Raw genomic sequence first — 22,342 nt, forward strand, 5'->3', positions numbered from 1 at the left:
GTGCCGAAGAAACTAGAGCTACAAAAAGTAATGGTAATCGGGTCAGGCCCGATTGTTATTGGTCAGGCGGCTGAATTCGATTATGCGGGCACGCAGGCCTGCCGCGCCTTAAAGGAAGAGGGGCTGGAGGTAGTTCTCGTCAACAGTAATCCGGCTACCATCATGACAGATGATAATATTGCTGACCGTGTATATATCGAGCCGTTGACCCCCGATTTCATTGAGGAGATAATTGCCAAAGAACGGCCCGATGGGCTTCTGCCTACTTTAGGCGGCCAGGTCGGCCTCAACCTGGCGGTCACGGCGGCTGAGCGGGGTGTTCTTGAAAGGTACGGTGTAAAACTGCTTGGTACTCCCCTCGCAGCCATAAAAAAAGCCGAAGATCGCGAGTTGTTCAGAGCTACAATGCAACAGATCGGCCAACCTGTGCCGGAAAGCACTATTGCCTCAACTTTGGCCCAAGCTTTGCGCTTTGCCAAAGACATTGGTTATCCCCTCATTGTCCGGCCTGCTTATACTCTGGGCGGGACTGGCGGTGGAATCGTACACAATGATGCGGAGCTAGGCGAAGTAGTGGCCCGTGGTCTAAAACACAGTTTAATTGGTCAGGTGTTGTTAGAACGAAGTTTGGCAGGGTGGAAGGAAATAGAATATGAGGTGATGCGAGATGGCGCCGATAACTGCATTGTTGTGTGCAATATGGAAAACCTTGATCCTGTCGGTATCCATACCGGGGACAGCATTGTCGTTGCTCCTTCGCAGACGCTGTCAGATGAAGAATATCAGATGCTGCGGAGTGCAGCCCTTGCCATCATCCGGGCTTTGGGCATTGAAGGCGGCTGCAATGTGCAGTTTGCGTTAGATCCCCACAGCAGCCGCTATTACGTTATTGAAGTGAATCCTCGCGTCAGCCGTTCCAGTGCGCTGGCTTCCAAAGCGACGGGCTATCCCATTGCTAAGGTTGCCAGCAAGATTGCGATCGGTTATCGCCTTGACGAAATTCCTAATGCTGTAACCGGGAAAACGATGGCCTGTTTTGAACCGGCGCTCGACTATGTTGTAGTGAAATTTCCTCGCTGGCCTTTCGATAAATTCGCTTACGCCGACCGACTGTTGGGGACACAGATGAAAGCAACTGGCGAGGTCATGGCCATTGACCGATCTTTTGAGGCTGCCTTGTTGAAGGCTGTCCGGTCGCTCGAAATCGGTTTGCATGGTCTGACCGTTTCGAATATTGCGCGCCTTAGCACGGCAGAAATCCGCAACAAGCTCCATAGCGCCAGTGACGAGCGTCTATTCCTTGTGGCCGAGGCGCTCAGGCGTGGCGTTAGTATCGACGAACTTCATGCTATCACGGCCATTGACCGGTTTTTTCTGGCTAAAATTATGAATTTAGTCTTAATGGAACAAAAGCTAAGCCAGGAAAAACTATCGCCGCGCTTGCTCGCGGCAGCCAAACAGATGGGATTTACCGATCAGACAATAGCCGCCATAACCGGGAAATCTCCTTCTGAAATTCGGAATTTGCGCCGAGAAGAAGGTATTATTCCATGTTATAAAATGGTTGATACCTGTGCCGCTGAATTCGAAGCCGTTACACCCTATTTTTATTCGACCTATGCCCAGGAGGACGAGGTGCCGCCCGGTCCCCGCCGCAAAGTGGCTGTCCTTGGTTCCGGCCCGATCCGCATTGGCCAGGGCATAGAGTTTGACTACTGCTCTGTCCACTCCGTCTGGGCGCTACGAGAGATGGGCGTCGAAACGGTCATTATCAACAATAATCCGGAAACGGTTAGTACTGACTTTGATACTGCCGACCGGCTATATTTTGAACCATTGACGGTGGAAGACGTGCTTCACGTCGTGGAGAAGGAACAGCCGGATGGTGTCATTGTGCAGTTTGGTGGTCAGACAGCCATTAACCTAGCTGTTCCCTTAGCGCGAGCCGGGGTGCCCATCTTGGGAACCAGTGTGGAAAGCATTGATTGTGCCGAAGACAGGAAAAAATTTGACGCTCTTGTCGAGCGTCTTGGTATTCCGCGTCCAGCCGGGGTAAGTGTGACAAACATGGCTGAGGCCAGGGAAAAAGCAGGTGTTATCGGCTATCCCGTTGTGGTTCGTCCCTCCTATGTTCTGGGTGGCCGGGCCATGCAGATTGTTTACAACGAAAACGAACTGGTTGAGTATTTAACCAAAGCGGTTCAAGCGTCTACGGACCGACCGGTGCTTATTGACCGGTACATTCAAGGTACGGAAGTGGAAGTAGACGCCATTGCCGACGGGCAGGACGTACTGATTCCGGGAATCATGGAACATATCGAACGGGCTGGTGTTCATTCTGGCGACAGCATCGCTGTTTATCCTGCGCGCACGCTCGGACCGGACGAAATTACTCGAATTGTCGATTATACAAAGCGGCTGGCACTGGCCCTTAATGTGCGGGGACTTATTAATATTCAGTTTGTTGTCGCTGACGGACAGGTCTATATTCTTGAAGCCAATCCTCGTTCCAGCCGGACGGTGCCGTTTCTCAGCAAAGTTACCGGTATACCGATGGTTCAGCTTGCCACCCGCATTGCCATGGGCGAAACGCTGGCTGGGATGGGGTGTGCAACAGGCTTGTTGCCGCCAAAACCGTTTTGGGCGGTAAAAGCCCCTGTATTTTCGTTTGCAAAAATGCAGCAGGTTGATATTGCGCTGGGACCGGAAATGAAGTCGACCGGCGAAGTGATGGGCATCGATTATCATTATGCCCGGGCGCTGTATAAAGCCATGACGGCTGCTGGTCTGGCTATATCGCCAAACGGCGTCGTACTGTTTAGCGTTGACGAGCAGGACCAAACAGCAGCTGTGCAAGTGGCAGCTGGCTTTCTGGCCCTTGGGTATCACCTGCTGGCAACACCAGGTACGGCCAAGTTTTTTCAGGGGCAGGGGCTAGCCGTAGAGACGGTTGGCAATGGTTTAGACAGTCAGTCTCATATTTTGAAACTAATTCAGGATGGCACAATTAGTTTAATTATCAATACCAAGGTTCAAGGTCAGCAAGCAGTGTGGGATGGTTTTAAAATTCGCCGGATAGCAGTGGAATACGGCATACCCTGCCTAACATCCATGGATACGGCCCGCGAATTTTTGTACGCTCTGACAAGTATGCGCGAACGGCGTTTGGTTTATGTCCTTGCCCTGCAGGATTATGTGGGGAAAGGTGATGATTATGTATAGATTATCTGACGATTGATTTTCCCCCTGCGGGGTTAATATTTGCTTGACAACAATTCTATAAATTGTTATCATTAAATAAATAAATTAGGCCTTTTAAACTGGTCCTGTGAGGCTGGTAAGGGGGAATCTGGATGGATTGTTAGGCCTTCTTGCGTGTTTTACAGGCAAGAAGGCTTTTTTATTGACGATGATAGATTTTTTAGCAAATACAAGCAAGAAATTAATAATTTCCTTTAAGTTGGTCCTGTGAGGCCGGCAAGGATTTTGGCTACTCAAAAAAATATAACTTTGGTTGGCCATGTCAACTCCTTGCTCGTTCGGCAGGGAGTTTTATTGTGTCACTCATTATAAAATTTGGATATATTGTAATTGTGTGTGCCAAAATGATACTGTCTGGAGTTATGTTAGCTATTTAATAAGACTATGCAAGAGGGAGGGATCCTTGTGTCTAAGCAAATGGAACAAGCAGTTGTTGTCAGGCATCTTTGTTTGGCTAGCACCATTAAGATGCTCACGCTCCGGGCTCCCGCTATTGCTCAATGCGCCGAACCAGGACAGTTTATTCATATACGGGTTGCCGATAGTTATCATCCCCTGCTGAGGCGTCCTTTTAGCATCGCCGATGCAGATCCCCAGGCAGGGACAATCGGTATTATTTACCGAATTGTAGGGGCGGGTACGGAATTACTGGCAAAAGTAAAAGAGGGTGACCAGATTAACTGTTTGGGACCGCTAGGCAGAGCGTTTGAACTAAGTTGTCACAGGCCGCTGCTGGTCGGAGGCGGCATGGGATTGGCGCCGCTGTTGTTTTTGGCGCGGCGCCTTTGTCCCCGTCCGGTACAGGTCATATCAGGCGGGCGAAATGCTGAGGAAATGGTTTGGCCAGCGTTATTTCAGCCGCTATGCGAAAATATTGCGATTACAACCGATGATGGTTCAATCGGTCTGCGTGGCGTTACGACCGACCTGCTGCCGCAAATTTTGACAGACGGAAGGTTCGATAGAATTTACGCCTGCGGACCGCGGCCAATGCTGATTAGGGTAGCTGAAATAACTAAGAAATTCAAGGTTTCTTGTCAAATCTCACTGGAAAAGCACATGGCCTGTGGTATAGGCGCTTGTTTGGCTTGTACTTGTTCCGGTACTGACGGATTGCGCCGGAAGGTCTGCAGTGACGGCCCGGTATTTTGGGCTGAGGAGGTACTGCTATGAATAGTTGTAATCAGCCATTGGCGGTCGACATTGCCGGTATTAAAATGAAGACTCCGGTAATGACGGCATCGGGCACTTTCGGTTTCGGCTTAGAATACGCCGACCTACTGGACTTAAATCAAATTGGCGCGATAGTTGTAAAAGGGATGACCCTTAAGCCGCGGGATGGCAACACAGGACGACGCATAGTTGAAACTCCTGCTGGCATGCTAAATGCGATAGGTCTGGAAAATCCTGGTATAGACCGGTTTTTGCAAGAAATTCTTCCCCAACTGGCACAGTATCAGGTACCGGTAATAGTTAATATTTCCGGCGGTACCATTGAGGAATACGGTGAATTGGCCAGACGTCTTGCCAATTCCGGTATTGCCGGCCTGGAAGTAAATATTTCTTGTCCTAATGTGAAACAAGGCGGAATGATTTTTGGCACAGATCCTGATAGCGCTGCTGCCGTGGTCAGTGAGGTGAAAAAATACGCTACGGTTCCGGTCATTGCCAAACTGTCACCGAATGTCACCGACATTGTTGCTATGGCCCAGGCGGTGGAAAGCGCCGGTGCGGATGCCATTTCTTTGATAAACACTTTATTGGGCATGGCTATAGATGTACACAGCTGGCGTCCTGTATTGGGAAACATTGTTGGCGGTCTGTCCGGGCCGGCCGTAAAACCAATTGCGGTGCGCATGGTTTGGCAGGTAGCTAAAGCCGTTAAAGTGCCGGTTATTGGGATGGGAGGTATTATGACGGCTGAAGATGCAGTTGAATTTTTACTGGCAGGGGCCAGTGCAGTGGCGGTTGGTACGGCCAATTTTATAAATCCCCGTGTTGCCATTGCGATTACCGAAGGAATAGCCGACTACCTAAGACAGTGTGGATTGAGACATGTAAACCAGTTGGTAGGACAAGTCCGTATCTAAAGGAGCGATTTATATGCAGGCTGATAAACGGTTAATTGTGGCTCTGGATGTTAACGATATGAATAAGGTCTGTGAAATTGTAGAGGCGCTGGGGGAATGGGTTGCTTTTTATAAAGTGGGAATGGAGCTGTACTATAGCGTCGGTGTTACAGTAATTAATTATTTAAAAAGTATGGGGAAAGAAGTATTCCTTGATTTAAAACTACATGATATACCCAATACAGTGGCGCATGCTGCAGGAATACTAACGGGTCTTGGCGTCTCCATGCTAACGCTGCATACTGGTGGAGGACCGGCCATGATGCGGGCTGCTGCTATGGCAGTGGCCGAAAAAGCGGCTGAATTAGGTATACCGAGGCCTAAATTAATCGGCGTGACGGTACTGACAAGCATAAATGAAAATGAGTGGACGGCTTTGGGGCATAAAACACCTGTAGCTGATCAAGTCGTTCATCTCGCCAAATTAGCACAAGGGGCAGGTATGGATGGAGTCGTGGCTTCGCCGCGGGAAGCGGCGCTTATCCGTCGTGCCTGTGGTGATAATTTGCTTGTTGTTACGCCGGGTATTCGACCGGTTGGCGCTAATCAAGACGATCAAAACCGCATAGCTACACCGGCGGCAGCTTTGGCAGCGGGGGCTACTCATCTAGTAATCGGTCGTCCTATTACGGCGGCGCCGAACATTGCTGAAGCAGCACGAAAGGTCATACGGGAAATGGCTGAAAGCGGCTTGAAATTTTAAGAAAACAAGAGGAGGAATTACATGTTAACTGAAAGCGAAGTTTTGGCCATTCTTGAAGAGGTTGAAGCTTTCCGTAAGGGCCATTTTAAGTTCAGTTCCGGGCTTCACGGAGATACATACATTCAATGCGCCCTTCTTCTGAAAGAACCCCGCTTAGCGGAAAAAATTTGCGCTGTTATTGCCGAACGTTTTCGTTACACTAGACCTGACCTGGTGATCGGTCCAGCTTTGGGGGGCATTATTGTAGCTTACGAGGTGGCTCGACAATTGGGTGTTCCCGGAATTTTCGCAGAAAAAGAGGACGGTAAAACAGTTCTGCGGAGAATGTTCAGTATAAAGCCGGGACAAAAGGTGTTAGTAGTGGAAGACGTAATTACTACCGGCCTGTCATCACAGGAGGTTATAGACCTAGTGGAAAGCATGGGCGGTCAGGTAATCGGTGTGGGGGCAATTGTGGACAGAAGCAATGGTTTGGCCAAAATCAGTGTGCCTTACACGGCGCTGCTTACTCTTAGTATGAACAACTATGCCCCGCATGATTGTCCTTTGTGCAAGCAAGGATTGCCATTGATTAAACCGGGAAGCCGGAAATAAGCTGGTTTGTTAAACTCGCGGCGATAGGTAAAATGTGAAGATATTGCGACAAAAAAAGCGATATAGTGATTTAATTTCGTATATTGATGCTAAATGTGGATTGCTGCAAAAGTAAAGGTATGTTATTATAAAATCCCGGTAAGGGACTTCAAGATATTACCGGGAAACGGCCCCGTGGTGTAGTGGTTAACATGCCGCCCTGTCACGGCGGAGATCGTGGGTTCAAGTCCCATCGGGGTCGCCAATGCGGAAGTAGCTCAGTGGTAGAGCATCGCCTTGCCAAGGCGAGGGTCGCGGGTTCGAATCCCGTTTTCCGCTCCATAGGGGCATAGCTCAATTGGTAGAGTAGCGGTCTCCAAAACCGTTGGTTGTGGGTTCGAGTCCTACTGCCCCTGCCAGAAAAAATCAGGAATGACGCAGGTTTTTGCCTGCGTCATTTTTTGTATTTGTTTGAAAATGGCCGCTAGGATGTGTTCGGGCATGTAAAAGATATAGAGGCAAGGACCTGAAACTAGCGAGATGGGAAAAGGAGAGAGACAAAAAAGCGGTATATAAAGCAAGAAATGATTAATTATTAGTTGACAATACTATATGGCCTTGATAAACTATAGCTAAAATATATGGGAGTCCTTTAAGCCGGTCCTGTGAGGCTGGTAAGGAGTATACTGAGTAATACCGGAGATAAGTATGTCTTCTTGTGCGCCTCACACGCCAAGAAGGCTTTTTTATTACTAAAGATACCTTGTTGCTCTTCTTAAGTTAAGAAAGTTATTAAATATTGGTGTCCCTTTAAGTTGGCCCTGCGAGGTCGGCAAGGGTAGTGCTGGCAAAGCCAGATTTTTGTTAACTCCTTGCCGATAGCGAGGAGTTTTATGTTAAGAGCAGCGGTACGATGTCAAGAGGCTAATTTAACATAAAAAACTATGTATTGCTGCTACCTAAGGTGGTGAACCGAAAAAAGGCAAACCTTAACTAGACCCACCAATATCCACATCAAGATGGTAATATATGGTAACTGGTGGACAAAGAAAAATGGTCTTTTTAATCGGTTATGTCAGACTCCCCCTTCTGGTTTATAAATTCGGTTGGTACGCAGCAGAGAATCGACCAACCGTACCAGTTTACGGGCTGTAAGCGCAAGGGCACGTTTTGTGGCAAAGGTTTTAGGCTCGGCCAGCTTCTGAGCGTAATACCGGGCGAAAACAGGGTCGTGCACCCTGACACTGTTTGCCGCTTCCATCAAATAATACCTCAGATAGCGGTTGCCGGAAAGAATAAGCCTTGATTGGGCTGCCGTAAAGTTGCCTGATTGATGCTCAGTCCAAGCAAGACCGGCAAATTTAGCTAATTGGCGATGATTTTTAAATTGGTTGATATCGCCAATTTCGGCCAAAATACCGGCGGCAAAGATTGGGCCAATGCCCGGAACTGTATCAAGGGTCTGGGGAATAGTCGCCAGATGGTCTTCGATAGCCTTGTTAAGGGATTTGATTTGCTCCTGAAGAGTACGGATGACCCGAATGAGCGAAGCCATAGCTAAATTAACGGAATCGGCCATAGATTGAGGAAGCCTGTACGAAGAACGAGCGGCTTTTTGCAAGGCCTTGGCAACTTGAGCAGGGTCATCAAAACGGTTTTTGCCGCGCTCTACCAGAAACTCTACAAGCTGATCCAGGGAGATATTGGCTATCTCCTCAGCAGAATCAAACTCTTCCATAACGGCCAAGGAAGTAGCGGATAACTTGTTAGAAAAAGGTCCGACGGTGTAATCACTAAACTTTAAATACAGGTTGGTCATAAGAATATTGCTATTGCGCGTAAGTTCGCGAACTAGATGAAGGCGGGCCCTGGTTAAGCGCTGTAAAGCCAAGAGCGGCTCATTTAAAGTAAAAGGGTGAGGTAAATGGCCAGAGCGGAGCTTGGATGCAATGAACCAGGCATCCACACGGTCATTCTTGGGAGCGTCGAGGTAGTGTGATTTCTTAAAATCCCTAATCAGGCTTGGATTGAAAACATATACCTTGGTTTCAGGGCAATCAAACGATAAATGATGTTGCAAATACATGGCGACATGAGTGGAATAACAACCTGTATGTTCCAAGCCAAAGAGGACTTGATCAAAACCGTGTTTATGGACAAGAGAGACAATGCGGTCCTGGAATTCTAAGATGCCAGGACGGTTGTTGGCAACGGAAAAACGACACAAAGGCCGTTTTTCTTCCTGAAGTGTTAAGCAACAAACAACATTGTCCTGACTGCTTACATCAATTCCGACAAACAAGGGAGATGGCATAGGAAACACCTCCTTTCAAACAGGATGAGGATGTCTACGGTCCTGGGATGTCCCTGGGAAACCCATGAACGACAGCCTTGCGTGCTATTGGAATACACCGGAGGCCACCGGTGCACAAGCCTTCCTCTGCTGGCGGAAGGGGCGGCCGAACGGGAAACATTCAGCGTGTAGGTCTATACCATGGGGCCAGGGGAACACTCTTACTGTGGAAGAACCCTTCAAGAGGGGCAACAGGGGGAAACGGAACATTCCCTTGGTAGACATCCACCTATGGCTATTTTCCCAAAGACATCCCAGGACCGTAAAGAGATTTTGAGGATGTTTCATTTTCAAAAATAAAGAAGAGCAGCTTTGGTTGATTATGTTAATCAACTGGTCGCTACTCTTAATATACAAGGGAGGAATTATAATGAAAAAGCTTTATTATGACCATGATGCCAATTGGGACATTATCAAAGATAAGCATGTGGCCATTATTGGTTACGGCAGCCAGGGGCATGCCCATGCCTTGAACCTGCATGACAGCGGCGTTAAGGTCACGGTCGGCTTGTACGAAGGAAGCAAGTCCTGGAACAAGGCGCTGGGCGACGGGTTGGCCGTTGCCACGGTAAAGGACGCAGTCGCCCAAGCCGATATTGTCATGATGCTGTTGCCTGATGAAAAACAAGCGGCCGTTTATACCGAGCAGGTAGCGCCTTACATCAGACCGGGAGCGGCGTTGGCTTTTGCCCATGGCTTCAATATTCACTATAACCAGATCGTTCCGGCGACCGACATTGACGTATTTATGGTCGCCCCGAAAGGTCCCGGCCATTTGGTGCGGCGCGTCTTTACCGAAGGCAAAGGGGTGCCATGCCTGATGGCGGTGTATCAGGACAGTACCGGGATGGCGCAAGACATCGCTTTGGCCTATGCCCGGGGCATAGGGGGAACACGGGCCGGGGTGCTGCTTACCACTTTTAAAGAAGAAACAGAAACTGACCTGTTCGGGGAGCAGGCCGTCCTGTGCGGGGGCCTGGCCGAACTTGTCTGCGCCGGATTTGAAACCCTGGTCGAAGCCGGTTACCAGCCCGAGTCGGCCTATTTTGAGTGTCTGCATGAACTGAAGCTCATCGTCGACCTGATGTATGAAGGCGGGCTCGCGGCCATGCGCCACTCGATCAGTGATACCGCCGAGTACGGTGATTATATGACCGGTAAACGGATCATTACCGAAGCCACCCGGGCCGAGATGCGTAAAATTTTGGCGGAAATCCAGGATGGTACTTTCGCGAAAAACTGGATCCTCGAGAACAAGGCCAACCGGCCGGTCTTTACCGCCTTGCGCCGGCAAAAAGCGGCTCATCCGGTTGAACAAGTGGGGAAAGAGCTGAGGGCGATGATGCCGTGGCTGAAGAAGGAATAGGTGACAGGGGACTGATTTTATGAAGCTTTCGGGTAGCAGAATTATTGTCGAAAGTCTTTTGCGACAGGGCGTTGATACGGTATTTGGCTATCCCGGCGGTGCGATCATGCCTTTATATGACGCCCTGTACGATGCCCCGATACGCCACATCCTAACCGTGCACGAACAGGCGGCTGCCCACGCCGCCGACGGCTATGCCCGGTCGTCGGGGCGGGTGGGCGTATGCATTGCCACCTCGGGCCCGGGCGCAACCAATCTGGTAACCGGTCTGGCTACCGCCTACATGGATTCGTCGCCGGTTGTCGCCATTACCGGGCAGGTTGCGACCAAACTCATTGGCCGGGACGCTTTTCAGGAGATCGACGTTATCGGTATTACCATGCCGATCACGAAACATAACTTTCTGGTCAAAAATGTGAGTCAATTGGCGGCAACGATTGACAAGGCTTTCGCGATCGCCACCAGTGGGCGGCCGGGGCCGGTGCTGATCGATGTGCCGCGGGACGTTTTGCTTGCCGAAGCGGACTACTGTCCTGACCGTCCCCTTGGGGCCGAGACGCGCAAGGCGCAGGACAGTGTGCCTGACCATTTGGTTAGCGCCGCGGTTAAGGCGCTTGCTACCGCTGAACGGCCGGTTCTGGTAATCGGCGGCGGGGTGAAAACCGGGGCAGCCGAGCGGGAAGTATTGGCTCTGGCCGAACAAACGGGTATGCCCGTTGTCAGTACGTTAATGGGGCTGGGGGCTTTCCCGGCCGACCACCGCCAGTTTCTCGGATTAACCGGGATGCATGGGCATAAGGCAGCCAACCTGACGGTGCATTATGCCGATTTGGTTTTCGCCGTTGGTACCCGTTTTAACGACCGTGTTACCGGCGATCCGGCCAATTATTCATCAGGCAAAACCATTATTCATTTGGACGTTGACGCTGCCGAACCTGGCAAAAACATGGAACCGGAAATTGCCCTCATCGGCAATGTGCGCATTTCGCTAGCGCAAATACTGGCGGCGCTGGCACAGGCAGCGCGGGCGGACCTAGCATCCTGGTGGGAAATGATTGCCGAGTGGCGGCAAGCGGCAACTAGCCGCAGCATATGCCCGGGCCAGATTGATCCTGCCTGGTTGATGCGACATATGGCCAAGGCCACGGCCGGGCAACAGGTCGTTTGGGTAACCGACGTTGGCCAACACCAGATGTGGGCGGCGCAGCACTTGAAAATTAACGGCTCACGCAACTGGATCACTTCCGGTGGGTTGGGGACGATGGGGTTCGGCCTGCCGGCGGCGCTTGGCGCGCAGCTTGCCTGTCCCGATAGCCGTGTCATTCTCATTGCCGGTGACGGCGGCTTTAAGATGACCGGCATGGAGCTCTATACCGCCGTAAATGAAAAGCTGCCGCTGATTTGCGTAATTTTAAATAACCAGGCGCTGGGCATGGTGCGGCAGTGGCAGAAGTTGTTCTTTCAAGAGCGCTATGCTGCAACCAATTTAGTCCCTTTTGATTTTGTCGGGTTTGTCCGGAGCTTCGGCATTGAGGCCTATAAGGCAAGCACGCCGGACGAGTTTGCCGCCGCTTTTCAACAGGCGCTCGGCGGGGCGGGGCCGACGGTAATCATTGCCGATATTGATCCGGACTGCCTGGTTACGCCTATGGTGCGGCCGGGCGAGCCTATCCATAAATTTTTGGAATAGGGCTTTAATTTGAAACTGGAGGCCTGACAATGGCGACTGTTTTTTCCGAGCTTGAACAACTGCTGGTTTACCGGAAGCTGCTGGCTGACGTGGTAATCAAAAAGCTGATGGCGTTTGCTAAGGATAGTTCCTGGCTGCAGGGCGAGCTGGCCAGCGATCTGATTACCAAAGCTGAGGAGCTGGGGTTATCCGGCAATCTGATCAATAGCTATCTGATTCATCTGATCAGTTTTGATAATAATGTTTTCAGCCGGACGGCGGAGAAGACTGGGGGCAAGGTCGGCGCCAGCCTGCTTGCGGCCGCGGCGCATGATATAGCGATTTTCCGGCAGGTGTTTGCTGCCAGCCAACAATGCGGGTTCGACGGCATTATTCTTAACTATACGCCGACATATAAGCGGCAGGACAATCACACCGCCGCGGTGCAGGAGTGGCTGCTCGCTGGTGCCGACCAGTATACGGCCGAGCAGGTGGCGGCGCTGCTTAGCGGCCATTATGCTCGCTATGGCTATGGCGAGATGGCCAGCTGCAAGGCGTTTCGGTGGGATAAGCAGAAAGGGTTGGTTGGGGTCAAGCACATCGATCCGATTCAGCTGGAAGATATTGTTGGCTATGAGCGCCAGAAAAAGACGCTGCTCCGCAATACCGAGGCGTTTTTGGCCGGCAAGCCGGCTCACAACGTGCTGCTGGTCGGTGCCAGGGGAACCGGCAAATCCTCGTCAGTGAAAGCGCTGGCCAATCGTTACTATGATGCTGGCCTGAGGCTTATCGAGGTAACGAAAAATGATCTGACGGATTTACCGGCGATTATGAACGCTGCCCGCCAGTGGGGCAAAAAGTTTATTGTGTTTATTGACGATTTGTCGTTCGAGGAGACGGAAGCAGGCTATAAACAGCTGAAATCGGTGATGGACGGCGGAGTAGAAACAAAGCCGGATAATGTACTGATTTATGCGACATCGAACCGACGGCGCTTAATTCGGGAAACCTGGCAGGACCGTGCCGGCGATGAAGTTCACCACCAAGATACGATTCACGAAAAAATTTCGCTCGCGGACCGGTTTGGCATTACGCTGACCTATCCCTCGCCCAATCAGGACGAGTATCTGCGCATCGTCGAGGATATTGCCCGCAAAAACAATGTCGATCTGCCGACGGTTGAGCTTAGGGCACAGGCGCTGCGCTGGGAAATGGCCCATTCGGGCCGTTCCGGCCGGATTGCCAGACAATTTGTTGATGACCTGATAAGTAAAATATCCTGTGGTTGAACTTAACCACAGGATATTTTTTGTGAGTTACGTGGTTATAGCGATTGTTTAATTCCCAGGAAGATCGCGCGCTCTTGGGCAGGATAGCCGGGTACTTCCTGGTAGTGTTTGTTAAAGAGGTTACTGATGGTTAAATATAAGCTTTGTCCCTTAGTCATAGTATAGTTAAAGGTAGTATTCCACACGAAATAACTTGAAACATCACTTGTTTTACTTACATATTTTCCATAAATTTCTTGGGAAAACTTGCCTTGCTGCAGTCTTATACCCAAGTTAAAAGTATTGTACGGTACTTGCTGATTATTGTTTTCATCGCGCGAATCAAGGTAAGTGTAACCAATGTTAGCGGATACAGCCTGAGTTAATTTAGTTGCAAACGACAAAGTCGCTCCTTTTGTGGTAAGGTGGTGCACGTTTTGTACTTTCCAATCATCAGGCCCAACCTGTTTCCAATCTATTGCATCGATCAAATCCCGCTTAAATAAAGAAAAAGTTACTTCACTATCAACAGCCAGGCGTTTTTTTACACCTACTTCCGATGTCCAACCCGTTTCCGGTTTAAGGTCAGGGTCGCCGCCCCAGTTATACAAGTCGTCAAACTTAGGCGCTTTAAATACCTTGCCCCAGTTGGCAAAATAATTGGTACTATTATCGGCTTTGTATGCTAGCGCGATCTTGGGTAACCATTTTGCCCCATATTGGCTGTTATCATCATAGCGCATACCCATAGTAGCGCTGGTACGCCCGTTTAATTTATATTGATCCTGTAAATAAATTGCCTTAATAATGCGGTCACGAACCGTGTCGGGTGCATAAACCGCTGTTGACACAACTTCCTTGCGCCATTCGCTTCCCCAGGTCAAATAATTTTTATAGTCAATTTGTGCACTGTCCTGATATTCTATTGCTCGTACTTTATTCTTATAAAAATATTTATCCATGCCCGGAAGCGCATAATAGGTCCGTTCGTGTTCATTGTTATAAAAACGCACGACACGCTCGCCATCACCATGTTTATCACTATAACCAATACTCCAGTTATGTCGCAAATAGTCGTTAATTCCTTGCATAGATCCTAGATAATTTCCCGGGTTGCCACTGTGGCTACCATAATAATCATAAGTAAAAGACAGTCCTTCGGTTTCATTAAGTTCCCGATCCAACCGCAGTGTCGCGTTCTTACCCCGATAATCACTGTTTGGTCGCTGACCTTCTGTAGCTTCTTTCAGGCCGGTTATATACCAATGCCATCCTTTTTCCGAACCTTGGTTAGATAAATTGAAACGACTTGTCGCATCACTGCCAAAGCCGGAATTTACTATTGTTTTGACATTGCCAGTTCCACGTTTGGTTATTATATTGACGACGCCCCCAACAGCGTCAGCCCCATATAATACTGAGCCTCCCCCACGGACAATCTCAATTTTTTCGATATTGTCGGATAATAATATGTTATTTAAATTAATACCGCCTGCACCTGAGCCTATCCCTTGTGGTAGATTCATCCGTTTACCATCAATCAAGACTACGATCCTGTCAGTACCTAATATGTAAGGAATTGCCAGTTCTCCCGGGCCACCATTGCGCAAAACTACTACCCCCGGCACGCCTTCCAGGGCCTCGGCTAAATTTCTCGCTCCTTTTTGCTCAAGCTGCTCGCCGGTAATTACGGTCACATCCCCCGGTGCGGTTGCAACTGTTTGCGGCACTCTAGCCGCAGTAACGGTAATTTGGTCTAGTTGGAAAACAGGGTCCTCAGCTGCTTGGACCGGATTGACCAGCAGCAATGTGCCCATTGCCAAAGTAGAAGCAATTCTTTTCACTAAGCTTTTCGTCCTTTTGTTCATCATCTTACCTCTTTTCTAAAATGAGTGGAAAATTTAGATTGAATGCACACGTATTTGTAATTTCATGACTTCTCCCTAATTAAAAATCCCGGCTAATAGCCGGGAAGGATAGACTGCATGAATAATCCCCTCCCCATCGCTCGTGGGTGTAGCGGTGACTGTCAGATAGGCAGTTCTCCTGGCTCTGGATCATCGCTCGCCCAAACCTTCCCAGGACTTTCATCCCAGTGGCATAACTTGGGTTTGCTCCTCATTACAGTGGCGGGACCGCGCCGGGCTTGCACCGGACTTCCCTATTAAGCCCCGTAGGGCACCTATCCCGATTGTATGAAATTGTGATTCAAGTAGTAGTATTTTCTATTTCATCCTCCATACTACCATTTTTGGCAACGTAATGTCAATGCTGCCCCCTTAATCGGGGCATTTACTTCACATACCGGTTTTTTGCACGCGGCAATGCAAGACGGTGGTGCAGGCATGATTTACTAACGCCAAGAATTTTCCGAAAAGATGGCTAATTTCCTGCAGGTGTATTTTGTCCAATAAAGTGACATCCTCCCCTCAATAAATTGAGGGGCATCCCAACGTGGGATGGCGATTGACCAATCGCAGGTTAGCCAGCAATTCCCCGGTCGACCCGGATCATCACCTTGGCCTTAAGGGGTGCCACACTCCCCTTTCTCCTAGGGTCATGCCCCAAGAGCATTGGGCGCTTTGGCGGCAATGTTTAAGGCACCAACTCTGTCCGCATCGGATTGGTAGCCACATTTGATACATTTGAACCAACCCTGCGTTTTGCGGTTGTAGCGGGAAACATTCCCGCACTTCGGACAAGTCTTGGAAGTCTCTTTGGGCAGTAGTGTTGCAATAAACTAGCCTTGAAAATATCAATGTTCAAATCGGTCAAAATGTCATTAAAATAAGCCAAAATCGCTATAAAGGGCAATATTATCCTAGCAAATCGTAAAAAAACTCCTTATAATAGAGGTGTAGCAGGTAACCCTGTCCACGCACTCTAAAATAAGGAGCCAAAATGCATGGACAAGGATACCACAAAAACCACATTTTTTAAAGTCTTTTTAAAGTCTTTGAAGCCTTTCCTCTAGAAAAATTTTTGCAAGTTGTCGCCAGTGCCGGTTGCGATCGTTATGTGAAAAAGCTCAAAACATTGAAACTATTATACTTGATGCTCATTGCCCAATTCTTAGGGCTTGATTCTTTGCGGGATATCGCTACCCGGCTTACTTGCGACAAGCAGCTGCAAAAATTGTTGCATCTTACCTCCATCAGTGCATCTACATTATCGAGACGTCTGCGAAATATTGATCACCGTGTTTGGGAACAATTATTTGCTGAAGTAAAGCGTCAAATCTGGCAACAAGCCAACAAGACCGGCGCTGTGCGGCAATACCAACTCAATGTTATCGACTCCAGCACGATTACTCTTTGCCTGCGAAAGTATCTATGGGCTGATTACCGTAAAACCAAAAGCGGCATTAAACTGCATCAGCGCATCACTATTCATGGTGGCAATTCATATCCAGATAGCGCCGTTCTAACCTCTGCCCGCAAGGCTGATAAAACGGTCATGGATGAGCTGGTAGTCACCTCCCCCGATGCCTTAAACGTATTTGACAGAGGCTATGTTGATTATGCTAAGTGGGATGATTACTGCAGAAAAGGCATTCGGTTCGTGTCGCGTCTAAAAAGCAATGCTATCATTGATGTTTTGGAAGAAAAAAGCGTTGAAACAAACCAGGTTTTAGCAGAGAAAATTGTGCGCTTGGGCAACGCTTATACCACCCAAATGACACATCCGGTAAGACTAATTGAAACTCGTGATAACCAAGGCAACGCTGTAATTATCGTAACCAATGAACTAACACTGCCAGCTGCAGAAATCAGCGATATTTACTGCATGCGCTGGCAAATAGAACTGTTTTTCAAGTGGATCAAACAGCACCTTGTTGTCAAAGAGTTTTTCGGAACTAGTCAAAATGCCGTATACGGGCAAATCTGGCTAGCGCTGATTGGATATTGTTTGCTGCAAAACCTGCAACAAGAATTGCCAAAAAGTGTTTCCCTGCTTGAGGTATTGCGGGCGGCACAAATGTTTTTGTACCAGGCGTTCAATGAATTAATAGCTGCTTTAAGCCGACCGCCGACGAAAACAAATCATGGCAGACAGTCGCTTGATGCTGGTTATGACCAGTTGATACAGATAATCGACCAACTAGGCACAGACTGGCTTGATATTGTAGATGAAGGGATGTATCTGTAGTACGTTGAACAAGAAAGCTGGATAGGACTGGAAAATGTGGCCGCAGGGTTGCCTTTATGCCGTCGTTGCTTTAAATAAGCAGAAGAAAAGTTAAGACTGAATATTCGGGAAATATCCCAACTTGTGCAACTGCTTTTTTCTATATTCTTCCACTTGACATTTTTTATCATTTTTTATGCAACAGTACTGAAGAGATATAGAAACGTACCATTCGCCGCCTTTATCACGCCAGATTTCCATAGACCCCTGGCGGCAAGAACCTCTTGCCAAATCTATGAGTTTTCTGACATGATATAAAGAAGCGGCAATAGGTACGGCTATCTGGCTTCTGCCGGAAGAGACAGGAAATTTAATAACCCACGTCCCGGAAGGGAGCTGGTGGAGAGAGTAGCAGTCCTGCCGCACCATTACCGGAACCATTGTCTCAAACTTAGGCAGACTAGCCTTTTTACCCCTTTGCTTGCGGGAAAGGTAGGAGCGCCTGGCAGACAAGGCTTTAAGCATGGCGCACTGGAGCGTACCTCGATTTAGGTCGAATAATCCCGAAGCCTGCTTATAAGTTTCACGGTTTAAAACTGCCCGGCTGACAGTATTGAGTGCTTCGGCCTGGGCCAGGAACCAGGAGCACGCCTGGTGGTAGATCTCCAGCATCCGGATCATTTTCTCCAGCTTACCTTTGTTGGGAGACAGGAGTTTCATTTTAAGAGTTATAGTTTGCATTTAATATCTCCTCCGGTTTGCTTAAATTATAGCATAACCAGGGGAATTTTCAAATCGCCATTCATCCCCCGATTAAAATCAGGGGTATTCTGGCGGAAATTTTGTAAAAAATTACCCACCGCTACGAAGTGGCGGTGTTGGGGGAGGAGATGGTTGAGTAATGAAAGTTGCGCTGCTGCAAATGGATATCGTCCTGGGCGACGTTGAGGCCAACCGCCAAAAGGCGCTGGCCATGCTTGAGCAAGGCGCTAAGGCCGGCGCCAAATTGTTCGTACTGCCCGAACTGTGGACAACAGGCTATGTGCTTGACCAACTGCTGAAAATTGGCGAGCCTGACGGCGGGCCTACCGTCAAGATGCTGCAGCAGTTTGCCAAAGACAATGGCGTAGAAATTGTCGGCGGCTCAATCGCTGAAATCCGCGACGGCAAGGTGTACAACACCATCTACGTTATTGACAGCGCCGGCGAAGTGGTTGGTAAATACAGTAAAATTCACCTTGTGCCGATGATGGATGAGGAAAAGTATTTGACGCCTGGCGACCGGCAGGGCCTATTTGATCTCAGCTTTGGCAAGGCCGGTGGCATTGTCTGCTATGACCTTCGGTTCACCGAACTGACGCGCGCTCTGGCGCTGAAAGGGGCCGAGGTGCTATTCATACCGGCCGAATGGCCGGCGATCCGCGGCCGGCACTGGCTTATTCTGAGCCAAGCCCGGGCCATTGAAAATCAAATGTTTGTCGTTGCCGTCAACCGGGTAGGCCGCGATCACAACAACACGTTCTTCGGACATTCCTTGGTTGTGAGTCCCTGGGGTGAGGTGCTGGCCGAGGGGTCGGAAACTGAAGAACAGGTGATCATCGCCGATATTGATCTGGGGATGGTGCCGGAAATCCGCCGGAAAGTGCCGGTGTTTGCTGACCGGCGTCCACAGTATTATTGATCAATTCTTAATACGAGAAGCTATTTGAAATAGCTTCTTTTGTTTTGGGCTTATTTCAGAGGTACAAACCTTTTCCCCCCACAATTATACATACGGTCTTAAAAAGATTATAGATAGTGAAATGGTATAAAAAATAGCCTCGACCTTTCTGTGAGGCGAGGCAATAAGCATAGAAGATTAGACTTCATTTATTTTTCGGCGGGTTACAAATAGTTTAAAAGCAAAAGACAACACATCGCCAAAATTATCGCGTTGCATTCAAACAAAGCTTTGGCCTGAGGCGACAAACGGCCATAAGTCATTGTTTTTTCGTTGGCGCGCCAAACGTCTTCCATGGCAATCTCCTCCTATGTCAAGTGTGTTAAATCATTCAGAAGCGGGAAAAGGATATATGATATAATTAAGAAAAATTATTTAATTCAAAATATATATAAAAAATAGGCAATTTTTATGACTGATAAGTATTGATATAACAAGTCGATAATATACCAGAGAAACCTTTGATGTCAAGACAATTTTGTGTGTTTAACTTGTGAAAATGTCACCGTTTTAGGTGACATTTTCACAAGTTGATATGCTGGAAGTTAAGGCTTGGCAAAGGCAGGGTTATTGATTTGGTTATGGAATATGTTTATTAACCGAAGATTAGTGTGTGTTGCTAAGACTAGTTGTAAGGCGAGTATAGCAGGCATGTGGTTGAGTAGTCTGTTTTTCGGCGTTATAAGCTGGAGGCGCTATTTATGGTAAAACCGGTTTTAACTCTGCAGACGAAAATAATACTTCTTGTCTGGACGGTCGTGGCGGTGGCGCTATTCATTACCAACATGCTGATTACGCGGCATATTACTTACACTATTGAGACCGGAATGGGTGAGAACGCGATAAATATCGCCCGGCTTGTTGCTCGCTCGCCGACGATAGTTGGCGGTCTGACCGGCAGCATAGCCGAAAGCAACATCCAAAGTTTGGCCGAGGCAATGCGGCAGGCAGCTAATGTCGAGTTTATCGTCGTACTTGATATGAATGGCATTCGCAAATCGCATCCCAACCCACAACAAATTGGCCAGCATGTTGTCGGGGGCGATGAAAGCCGGGCGTTGCGAGGCGAGGAATACATATCGATAGCGGAAGGCACGCTAGGCCATTCGCTCCGGGCGTTTACCCCAGTCTTTGCGCCTGATGGTCGGCAGGTAGGAGCCGTAGTAGTGGGAATATTGCTGAATAGTGTCCAGCAGGCAGTCCAGCAGAGTAAAAACCTTGTTTATATTGCGACGGCTCTGGGCTTAGCAATTGGTGTTATCGGCGCCATGCTACTTGCCAGGAGCATTAAAAAAACGTTGTTTGGACTGGAACCGTCAGCCATTGCTAAGCTGCTCGAAGAGCGCAGCGCTATGCTGCAGTCGGTGCACGAGGGGATTATCGCTGTTGACACCAACGGTAACATAACTCTTGTTAATAATGAAGCGTTGCGTTTGCTTGCGCGCGCTGGCATCCACGGAAATCCATTGGGACAATCTGTCGAAGAATATATACCGAATACTAAACTAAAGGATGTCCTTCGGTCAGGCCAGGCGGACCTCGGCCAGGAACAAAATATCAATGGAGTTATCATTTTGACCAATCGTGTCCCGGTAATTGTTAATGGCCAGATTGTCGGCGCAATCGCCACCTTCCGCGATAAGAGCGAAGTACATCGTTTGGCGGAAGAACTTACAGGTGTTCGCAATTATGTGGAGGCCCTCCGGTCGCAAGCGCATGAATTCATGAACAAGCTGCATGTCATCTTAGGCATGGTCAGGCTGGGATGTTACGACCAGTTGGCTGCTTATATAAATCAGATTGCTCACCAGCAGCAGGCCGAAGTGAATTTTGTAGGCGCGCGTATCCGCGACCATGTTATGGCCGGATTTTTGTTAAGCAAGCTCAGCCGGGCCCGGGAACTTGGCGTCGAAATGACTATTACCGCAACCAGTTATTTACCGGAGCCTGCCGATGATAATGTTATTCATGAATTGGTGACTATAACGGGCAACCTTATTGATAATGCTTTTGACGCTGTGGCTTTCGCCCAGCGAAAAAATGTCAGCATAAGCTTTGATTATGATGCTGGTGCGGAACTGTTAAGCATCACGGTAACCGATACTGGGAAGGGAATTGCGCCTGAATATCTGGATAAAATTTTTGCTAAAGGCTTTTCCACCAAATCAGAGGACAGAGGGCTAGGCCTTGCCCTTGTCCAGCGCAGCCTTGACAGGCTGGGGGGACGAGTTGACGTAGAGACCGAACCGGGAAAGGGGGCGCGGTTTATTGCGCGAATACCATATAAAAGGGCAGAGGGGGTAAACGATGATCAGAGTGCTTATCGTGGAGGATGACCCGATGGTTGCTGAGCTTAACCGGCGGTATTTGGCCCAGGTCGACGGTTTCGAACTGGCCGCTGTGGCCAGGACAGGTGATGAGGCATTGACGCTGCTAAAGGAACAAAAGGTCGATCTGGTGTTGTTGGATATTTTTATGCCGGGGATGAACGGACTTGAATTTCTTGCGAAAATTCGCGCTGCGAATGAAAGGGTAGATGTTATTCTTGTCACGGCCGCCCGGGATTGTCGCAGCATCCAGACCGCTCTAAACCATGGGGCAGTTGATTATTTGATTAAACCGTTTGAATTTGAACGTCTGCAGCAGGCGCTGCAAGCCTACCGGCAGCGGGTTAAACTGATGCGTAGCGAAGCGGCTTTGAACCAGCAAGACCTAGACGAGCAAATATTTTACCGGGGCAAAGCGGTGCAGCCGGATTTGCCAAAAGGACTGGACCGCAATACTTTAGGGGTTGTATGGGAGGCCATTATGCAAACCGATGGTCCCTTCACTACCGACGAAATGGCGAAAACAGTCGGCATCTCACGGGTGTCTATGCGTAAATACCTTGAATTTCTAAGAAGTCAGGCGGTGCTAAAAGTGGAATTGGACTATGGATCTGTCGGACGCCCGACTAATAAGTACCGTTGTATAAACAGACAGGCGAAATTCAGCAAATAAGTATGTTTTTGTACCATAGTATACTGCTAGCTTTCCGGACGGTAGGGCCGGGAAGCTATTTATTTTTAGTTAAAAAATAGCTATTTTAATTAACAAAATTACTTAGTAATTTTCGAAAAATTGGCAAAAGGTGCAGCGCTAGCTACAATTACAATCGGAATAAATGACAAAT

General features: G+C 48.7%; 16 protein-coding genes, 3 tRNA genes, 1 pseudogene and 1 riboswitch. Of the genes and pseudogenes, 15 read left to right on the plus strand and 5 right to left on the minus strand.

The genetic code is table 11. From position 1 onward, the window contains the following. From carB to TCARDRAFT_RS05375, 8 genes are all read left to right on the plus strand, one after another. A complete protein-coding gene (carB, locus tag TCARDRAFT_RS05340) occupies positions 1–3,222 on the plus strand; it encodes a carbamoyl-phosphate synthase large subunit (RefSeq protein WP_007288986.1) in 3,222 nt (1,073 codons plus the stop codon). A gap of 444 nt (positions 3,223–3,666) precedes the next feature. Next, complete coding sequence (locus TCARDRAFT_RS05345; RefSeq protein WP_007288987.1) at positions 3,667–4,434, plus strand: dihydroorotate dehydrogenase electron transfer subunit; 768 nt, start codon at positions 3,667–3,669, stop codon at positions 4,432–4,434. Beyond that, positions 4,431–5,351, plus strand: coding sequence for a dihydroorotate dehydrogenase (locus TCARDRAFT_RS05350; protein WP_007288988.1), 921 nt, complete (start codon positions 4,431–4,433; stop codon positions 5,349–5,351). The genes TCARDRAFT_RS05345 and TCARDRAFT_RS05350 overlap by 4 nt, the downstream gene beginning before the upstream one ends. A gap of 13 nt (positions 5,352–5,364) precedes the next feature. Beyond that, entirely contained in the window at positions 5,365–6,093 is a 729-nt protein-coding gene (gene pyrF, locus TCARDRAFT_RS05355; protein WP_007288989.1) for an orotidine-5'-phosphate decarboxylase, read from the plus strand. A 21-nt stretch (positions 6,094–6,114) separates the two neighbouring features. Next, positions 6,115–6,687 (plus strand): orotate phosphoribosyltransferase, encoded by a 573-nt coding sequence (gene pyrE / locus TCARDRAFT_RS05360; protein ID WP_007288990.1) that lies wholly within the window; start codon positions 6,115–6,117, stop codon positions 6,685–6,687. A gap of 168 nt (positions 6,688–6,855) precedes the next feature. After that, a tRNA-Asp gene (locus tag TCARDRAFT_RS05365) sits at positions 6,856–6,931 on the plus strand. 2 nt (positions 6,932–6,933) lie between these two features. After that, positions 6,934–7,008: transfer RNA gene (locus TCARDRAFT_RS05370), tRNA-Gly, on the plus strand. Between the two features lies 1 nt (position 7,009). After that, positions 7,010–7,085 (plus strand) — tRNA-Trp (locus TCARDRAFT_RS05375). Between the two features lie 656 nt (positions 7,086–7,741). Here the strand turns inward: TCARDRAFT_RS05375 and TCARDRAFT_RS05380 are convergent. Continuing rightward, on the minus strand, positions 7,742–8,980 hold the full coding sequence (locus TCARDRAFT_RS05380; protein WP_007288991.1) for an IS110 family RNA-guided transposase: 1,239 nt from the start codon (positions 8,978–8,980) through the stop codon (positions 7,742–7,744). A 409-nt stretch (positions 8,981–9,389) separates the two neighbouring features. On the opposite strand from TCARDRAFT_RS05380, the gene ilvC reads away from it, so the two are divergent. Genes ilvC through TCARDRAFT_RS05395 form a run of 3 tightly spaced genes read left to right on the plus strand, consistent with a single transcriptional unit; the run spans position 9,390 to position 13,343 of the window. Beyond that, complete coding sequence (gene ilvC / locus TCARDRAFT_RS05385) at positions 9,390–10,385, plus strand: ketol-acid reductoisomerase (protein ID WP_007288992.1); 996 nt, start codon at positions 9,390–9,392, stop codon at positions 10,383–10,385. A 19-nt stretch (positions 10,386–10,404) separates the two neighbouring features. After that, positions 10,405–12,075, plus strand: a complete 1,671-nt coding sequence (gene ilvB / locus TCARDRAFT_RS05390; RefSeq protein WP_007288993.1) for a biosynthetic-type acetolactate synthase large subunit — start codon at positions 10,405–10,407, stop codon at positions 12,073–12,075. 29 nt (positions 12,076–12,104) lie between these two features. Then, on the plus strand, positions 12,105–13,343 hold the full coding sequence (locus TCARDRAFT_RS05395) for an ATP-binding protein (protein WP_007288994.1): 1,239 nt from the start codon (positions 12,105–12,107) through the stop codon (positions 13,341–13,343). Between the two features lie 35 nt (positions 13,344–13,378). Here the strand turns inward: TCARDRAFT_RS05395 and TCARDRAFT_RS05400 are convergent, their stop codons facing one another. Next, positions 13,379–15,190, minus strand: a complete 1,812-nt coding sequence (locus TCARDRAFT_RS05400; RefSeq protein ID WP_007288995.1) for a TonB-dependent receptor plug domain-containing protein — start codon at positions 15,188–15,190, stop codon at positions 13,379–13,381. A 151-nt stretch (positions 15,191–15,341) separates the two neighbouring features. Then, positions 15,342–15,523: riboswitch (cobalamin riboswitch) on the minus strand. 356 nt (positions 15,524–15,879) lie between these two features. Next, a complete protein-coding gene (locus TCARDRAFT_RS14910; RefSeq protein ID WP_332248963.1) occupies positions 15,880–16,059 on the minus strand; it encodes a zinc ribbon domain-containing protein in 180 nt (59 codons plus the stop codon). A 224-nt stretch (positions 16,060–16,283) separates the two neighbouring features. On the opposite strand from TCARDRAFT_RS14910, the pseudogene TCARDRAFT_RS05405 reads away from it, so the two are divergent. Continuing rightward, positions 16,284–17,471 (plus strand): annotated as a pseudogene (locus tag TCARDRAFT_RS05405) (IS4 family transposase); the annotation flags it as partial. Positions 17,472–17,561: 90 nt separating this feature from the next. Here TCARDRAFT_RS05405 and TCARDRAFT_RS05410 read toward each other — a convergent pair. Beyond that, positions 17,562–18,191 (minus strand): hypothetical protein, encoded by a 630-nt coding sequence (locus TCARDRAFT_RS05410; RefSeq protein ID WP_007288997.1) that lies wholly within the window; start codon positions 18,189–18,191, stop codon positions 17,562–17,564. Positions 18,192–18,351: 160 nt separating this feature from the next. On the opposite strand from TCARDRAFT_RS05410, the gene TCARDRAFT_RS05415 reads away from it, so the two are divergent. Continuing rightward, entirely contained in the window at positions 18,352–19,131 is a 780-nt protein-coding gene (locus TCARDRAFT_RS05415; protein ID WP_007288998.1) for a carbon-nitrogen family hydrolase, read from the plus strand. 203 nt (positions 19,132–19,334) lie between these two features. Here the strand turns inward: TCARDRAFT_RS05415 and TCARDRAFT_RS16180 are convergent, their stop codons facing one another. Continuing rightward, positions 19,335–19,466 carry a hypothetical protein gene (locus TCARDRAFT_RS16180; protein WP_269635008.1) on the minus strand — a complete coding sequence of 44 codons (132 nt, stop codon included), beginning with the start codon at positions 19,464–19,466 and terminating at the stop codon, positions 19,335–19,337. 405 nt (positions 19,467–19,871) lie between these two features. On the opposite strand from TCARDRAFT_RS16180, the gene dcuS reads away from it, so the two are divergent. Both dcuS and TCARDRAFT_RS05425 read left to right on the plus strand, forming a co-directional pair. After that, positions 19,872–21,506 (plus strand): DcuS/MalK family sensor histidine kinase, encoded by a 1,635-nt coding sequence (gene dcuS / locus TCARDRAFT_RS05420; RefSeq protein ID WP_007288999.1) that lies wholly within the window; start codon positions 19,872–19,874, stop codon positions 21,504–21,506. Beyond that, positions 21,478–22,170 (plus strand): response regulator, encoded by a 693-nt coding sequence (locus TCARDRAFT_RS05425; protein WP_007289000.1) that lies wholly within the window; start codon positions 21,478–21,480, stop codon positions 22,168–22,170. Before dcuS ends, TCARDRAFT_RS05425 begins: the two co-directional genes overlap by 29 nt. The last annotated feature ends 172 nt before the right edge of the window (positions 22,171–22,342 follow it).

The organism is Thermosinus carboxydivorans Nor1, assembly GCF_000169155.1.
GTDB classification, from domain to species: Bacteria; Bacillota; Negativicutes; order Sporomusales; family Thermosinaceae; genus Thermosinus; species Thermosinus carboxydivorans.

Excerpts from the sequence above, each read along its gene's own strand:
- TCARDRAFT_RS05350 (WP_007288988.1), top strand. The coding sequence starts at position 4,431 with ATGAATAGTTGTAATCAGCCATTGGCGGTCGACATTGCCGGTATTAAA.
- pyrF (WP_007288989.1), top strand. The coding sequence starts at position 5,365 with ATGCAGGCTGATAAACGGTTAATTGTGGCTCTGGATGTTAACGATATG.
- pyrE (WP_007288990.1), top strand. The coding sequence starts at position 6,115 with ATGTTAACTGAAAGCGAAGTTTTGGCCATTCTTGAAGAGGTTGAAGCT.
- TCARDRAFT_RS05380 (WP_007288991.1), bottom strand. The coding sequence starts at position 8,980 with ATGCCATCTCCCTTGTTTGTCGGAATTGATGTAAGCAGTCAGGACAAT.
- ilvC (WP_007288992.1), top strand. The coding sequence starts at position 9,390 with ATGAAAAAGCTTTATTATGACCATGATGCCAATTGGGACATTATCAAA.
- ilvB (WP_007288993.1), top strand. The coding sequence starts at position 10,405 with ATGAAGCTTTCGGGTAGCAGAATTATTGTCGAAAGTCTTTTGCGACAG.
- TCARDRAFT_RS05395 (WP_007288994.1), top strand. The coding sequence starts at position 12,105 with ATGGCGACTGTTTTTTCCGAGCTTGAACAACTGCTGGTTTACCGGAAG.
- TCARDRAFT_RS05400 (WP_007288995.1), bottom strand. The coding sequence starts at position 15,190 with ATGAACAAAAGGACGAAAAGCTTAGTGAAAAGAATTGCTTCTACTTTG.
- TCARDRAFT_RS05410 (WP_007288997.1), bottom strand. The coding sequence starts at position 18,191 with ATGCAAACTATAACTCTTAAAATGAAACTCCTGTCTCCCAACAAAGGT.
- TCARDRAFT_RS05415 (WP_007288998.1), top strand. The coding sequence starts at position 18,352 with ATGAAAGTTGCGCTGCTGCAAATGGATATCGTCCTGGGCGACGTTGAG.
- TCARDRAFT_RS16180 (WP_269635008.1), bottom strand. The coding sequence starts at position 19,466 with ATGGAAGACGTTTGGCGCGCCAACGAAAAAACAATGACTTATGGCCGT.
- dcuS (WP_007288999.1), top strand. The coding sequence starts at position 19,872 with ATGGTAAAACCGGTTTTAACTCTGCAGACGAAAATAATACTTCTTGTC.
- TCARDRAFT_RS05425 (WP_007289000.1), top strand. The coding sequence starts at position 21,478 with ATGATCAGAGTGCTTATCGTGGAGGATGACCCGATGGTTGCTGAGCTT.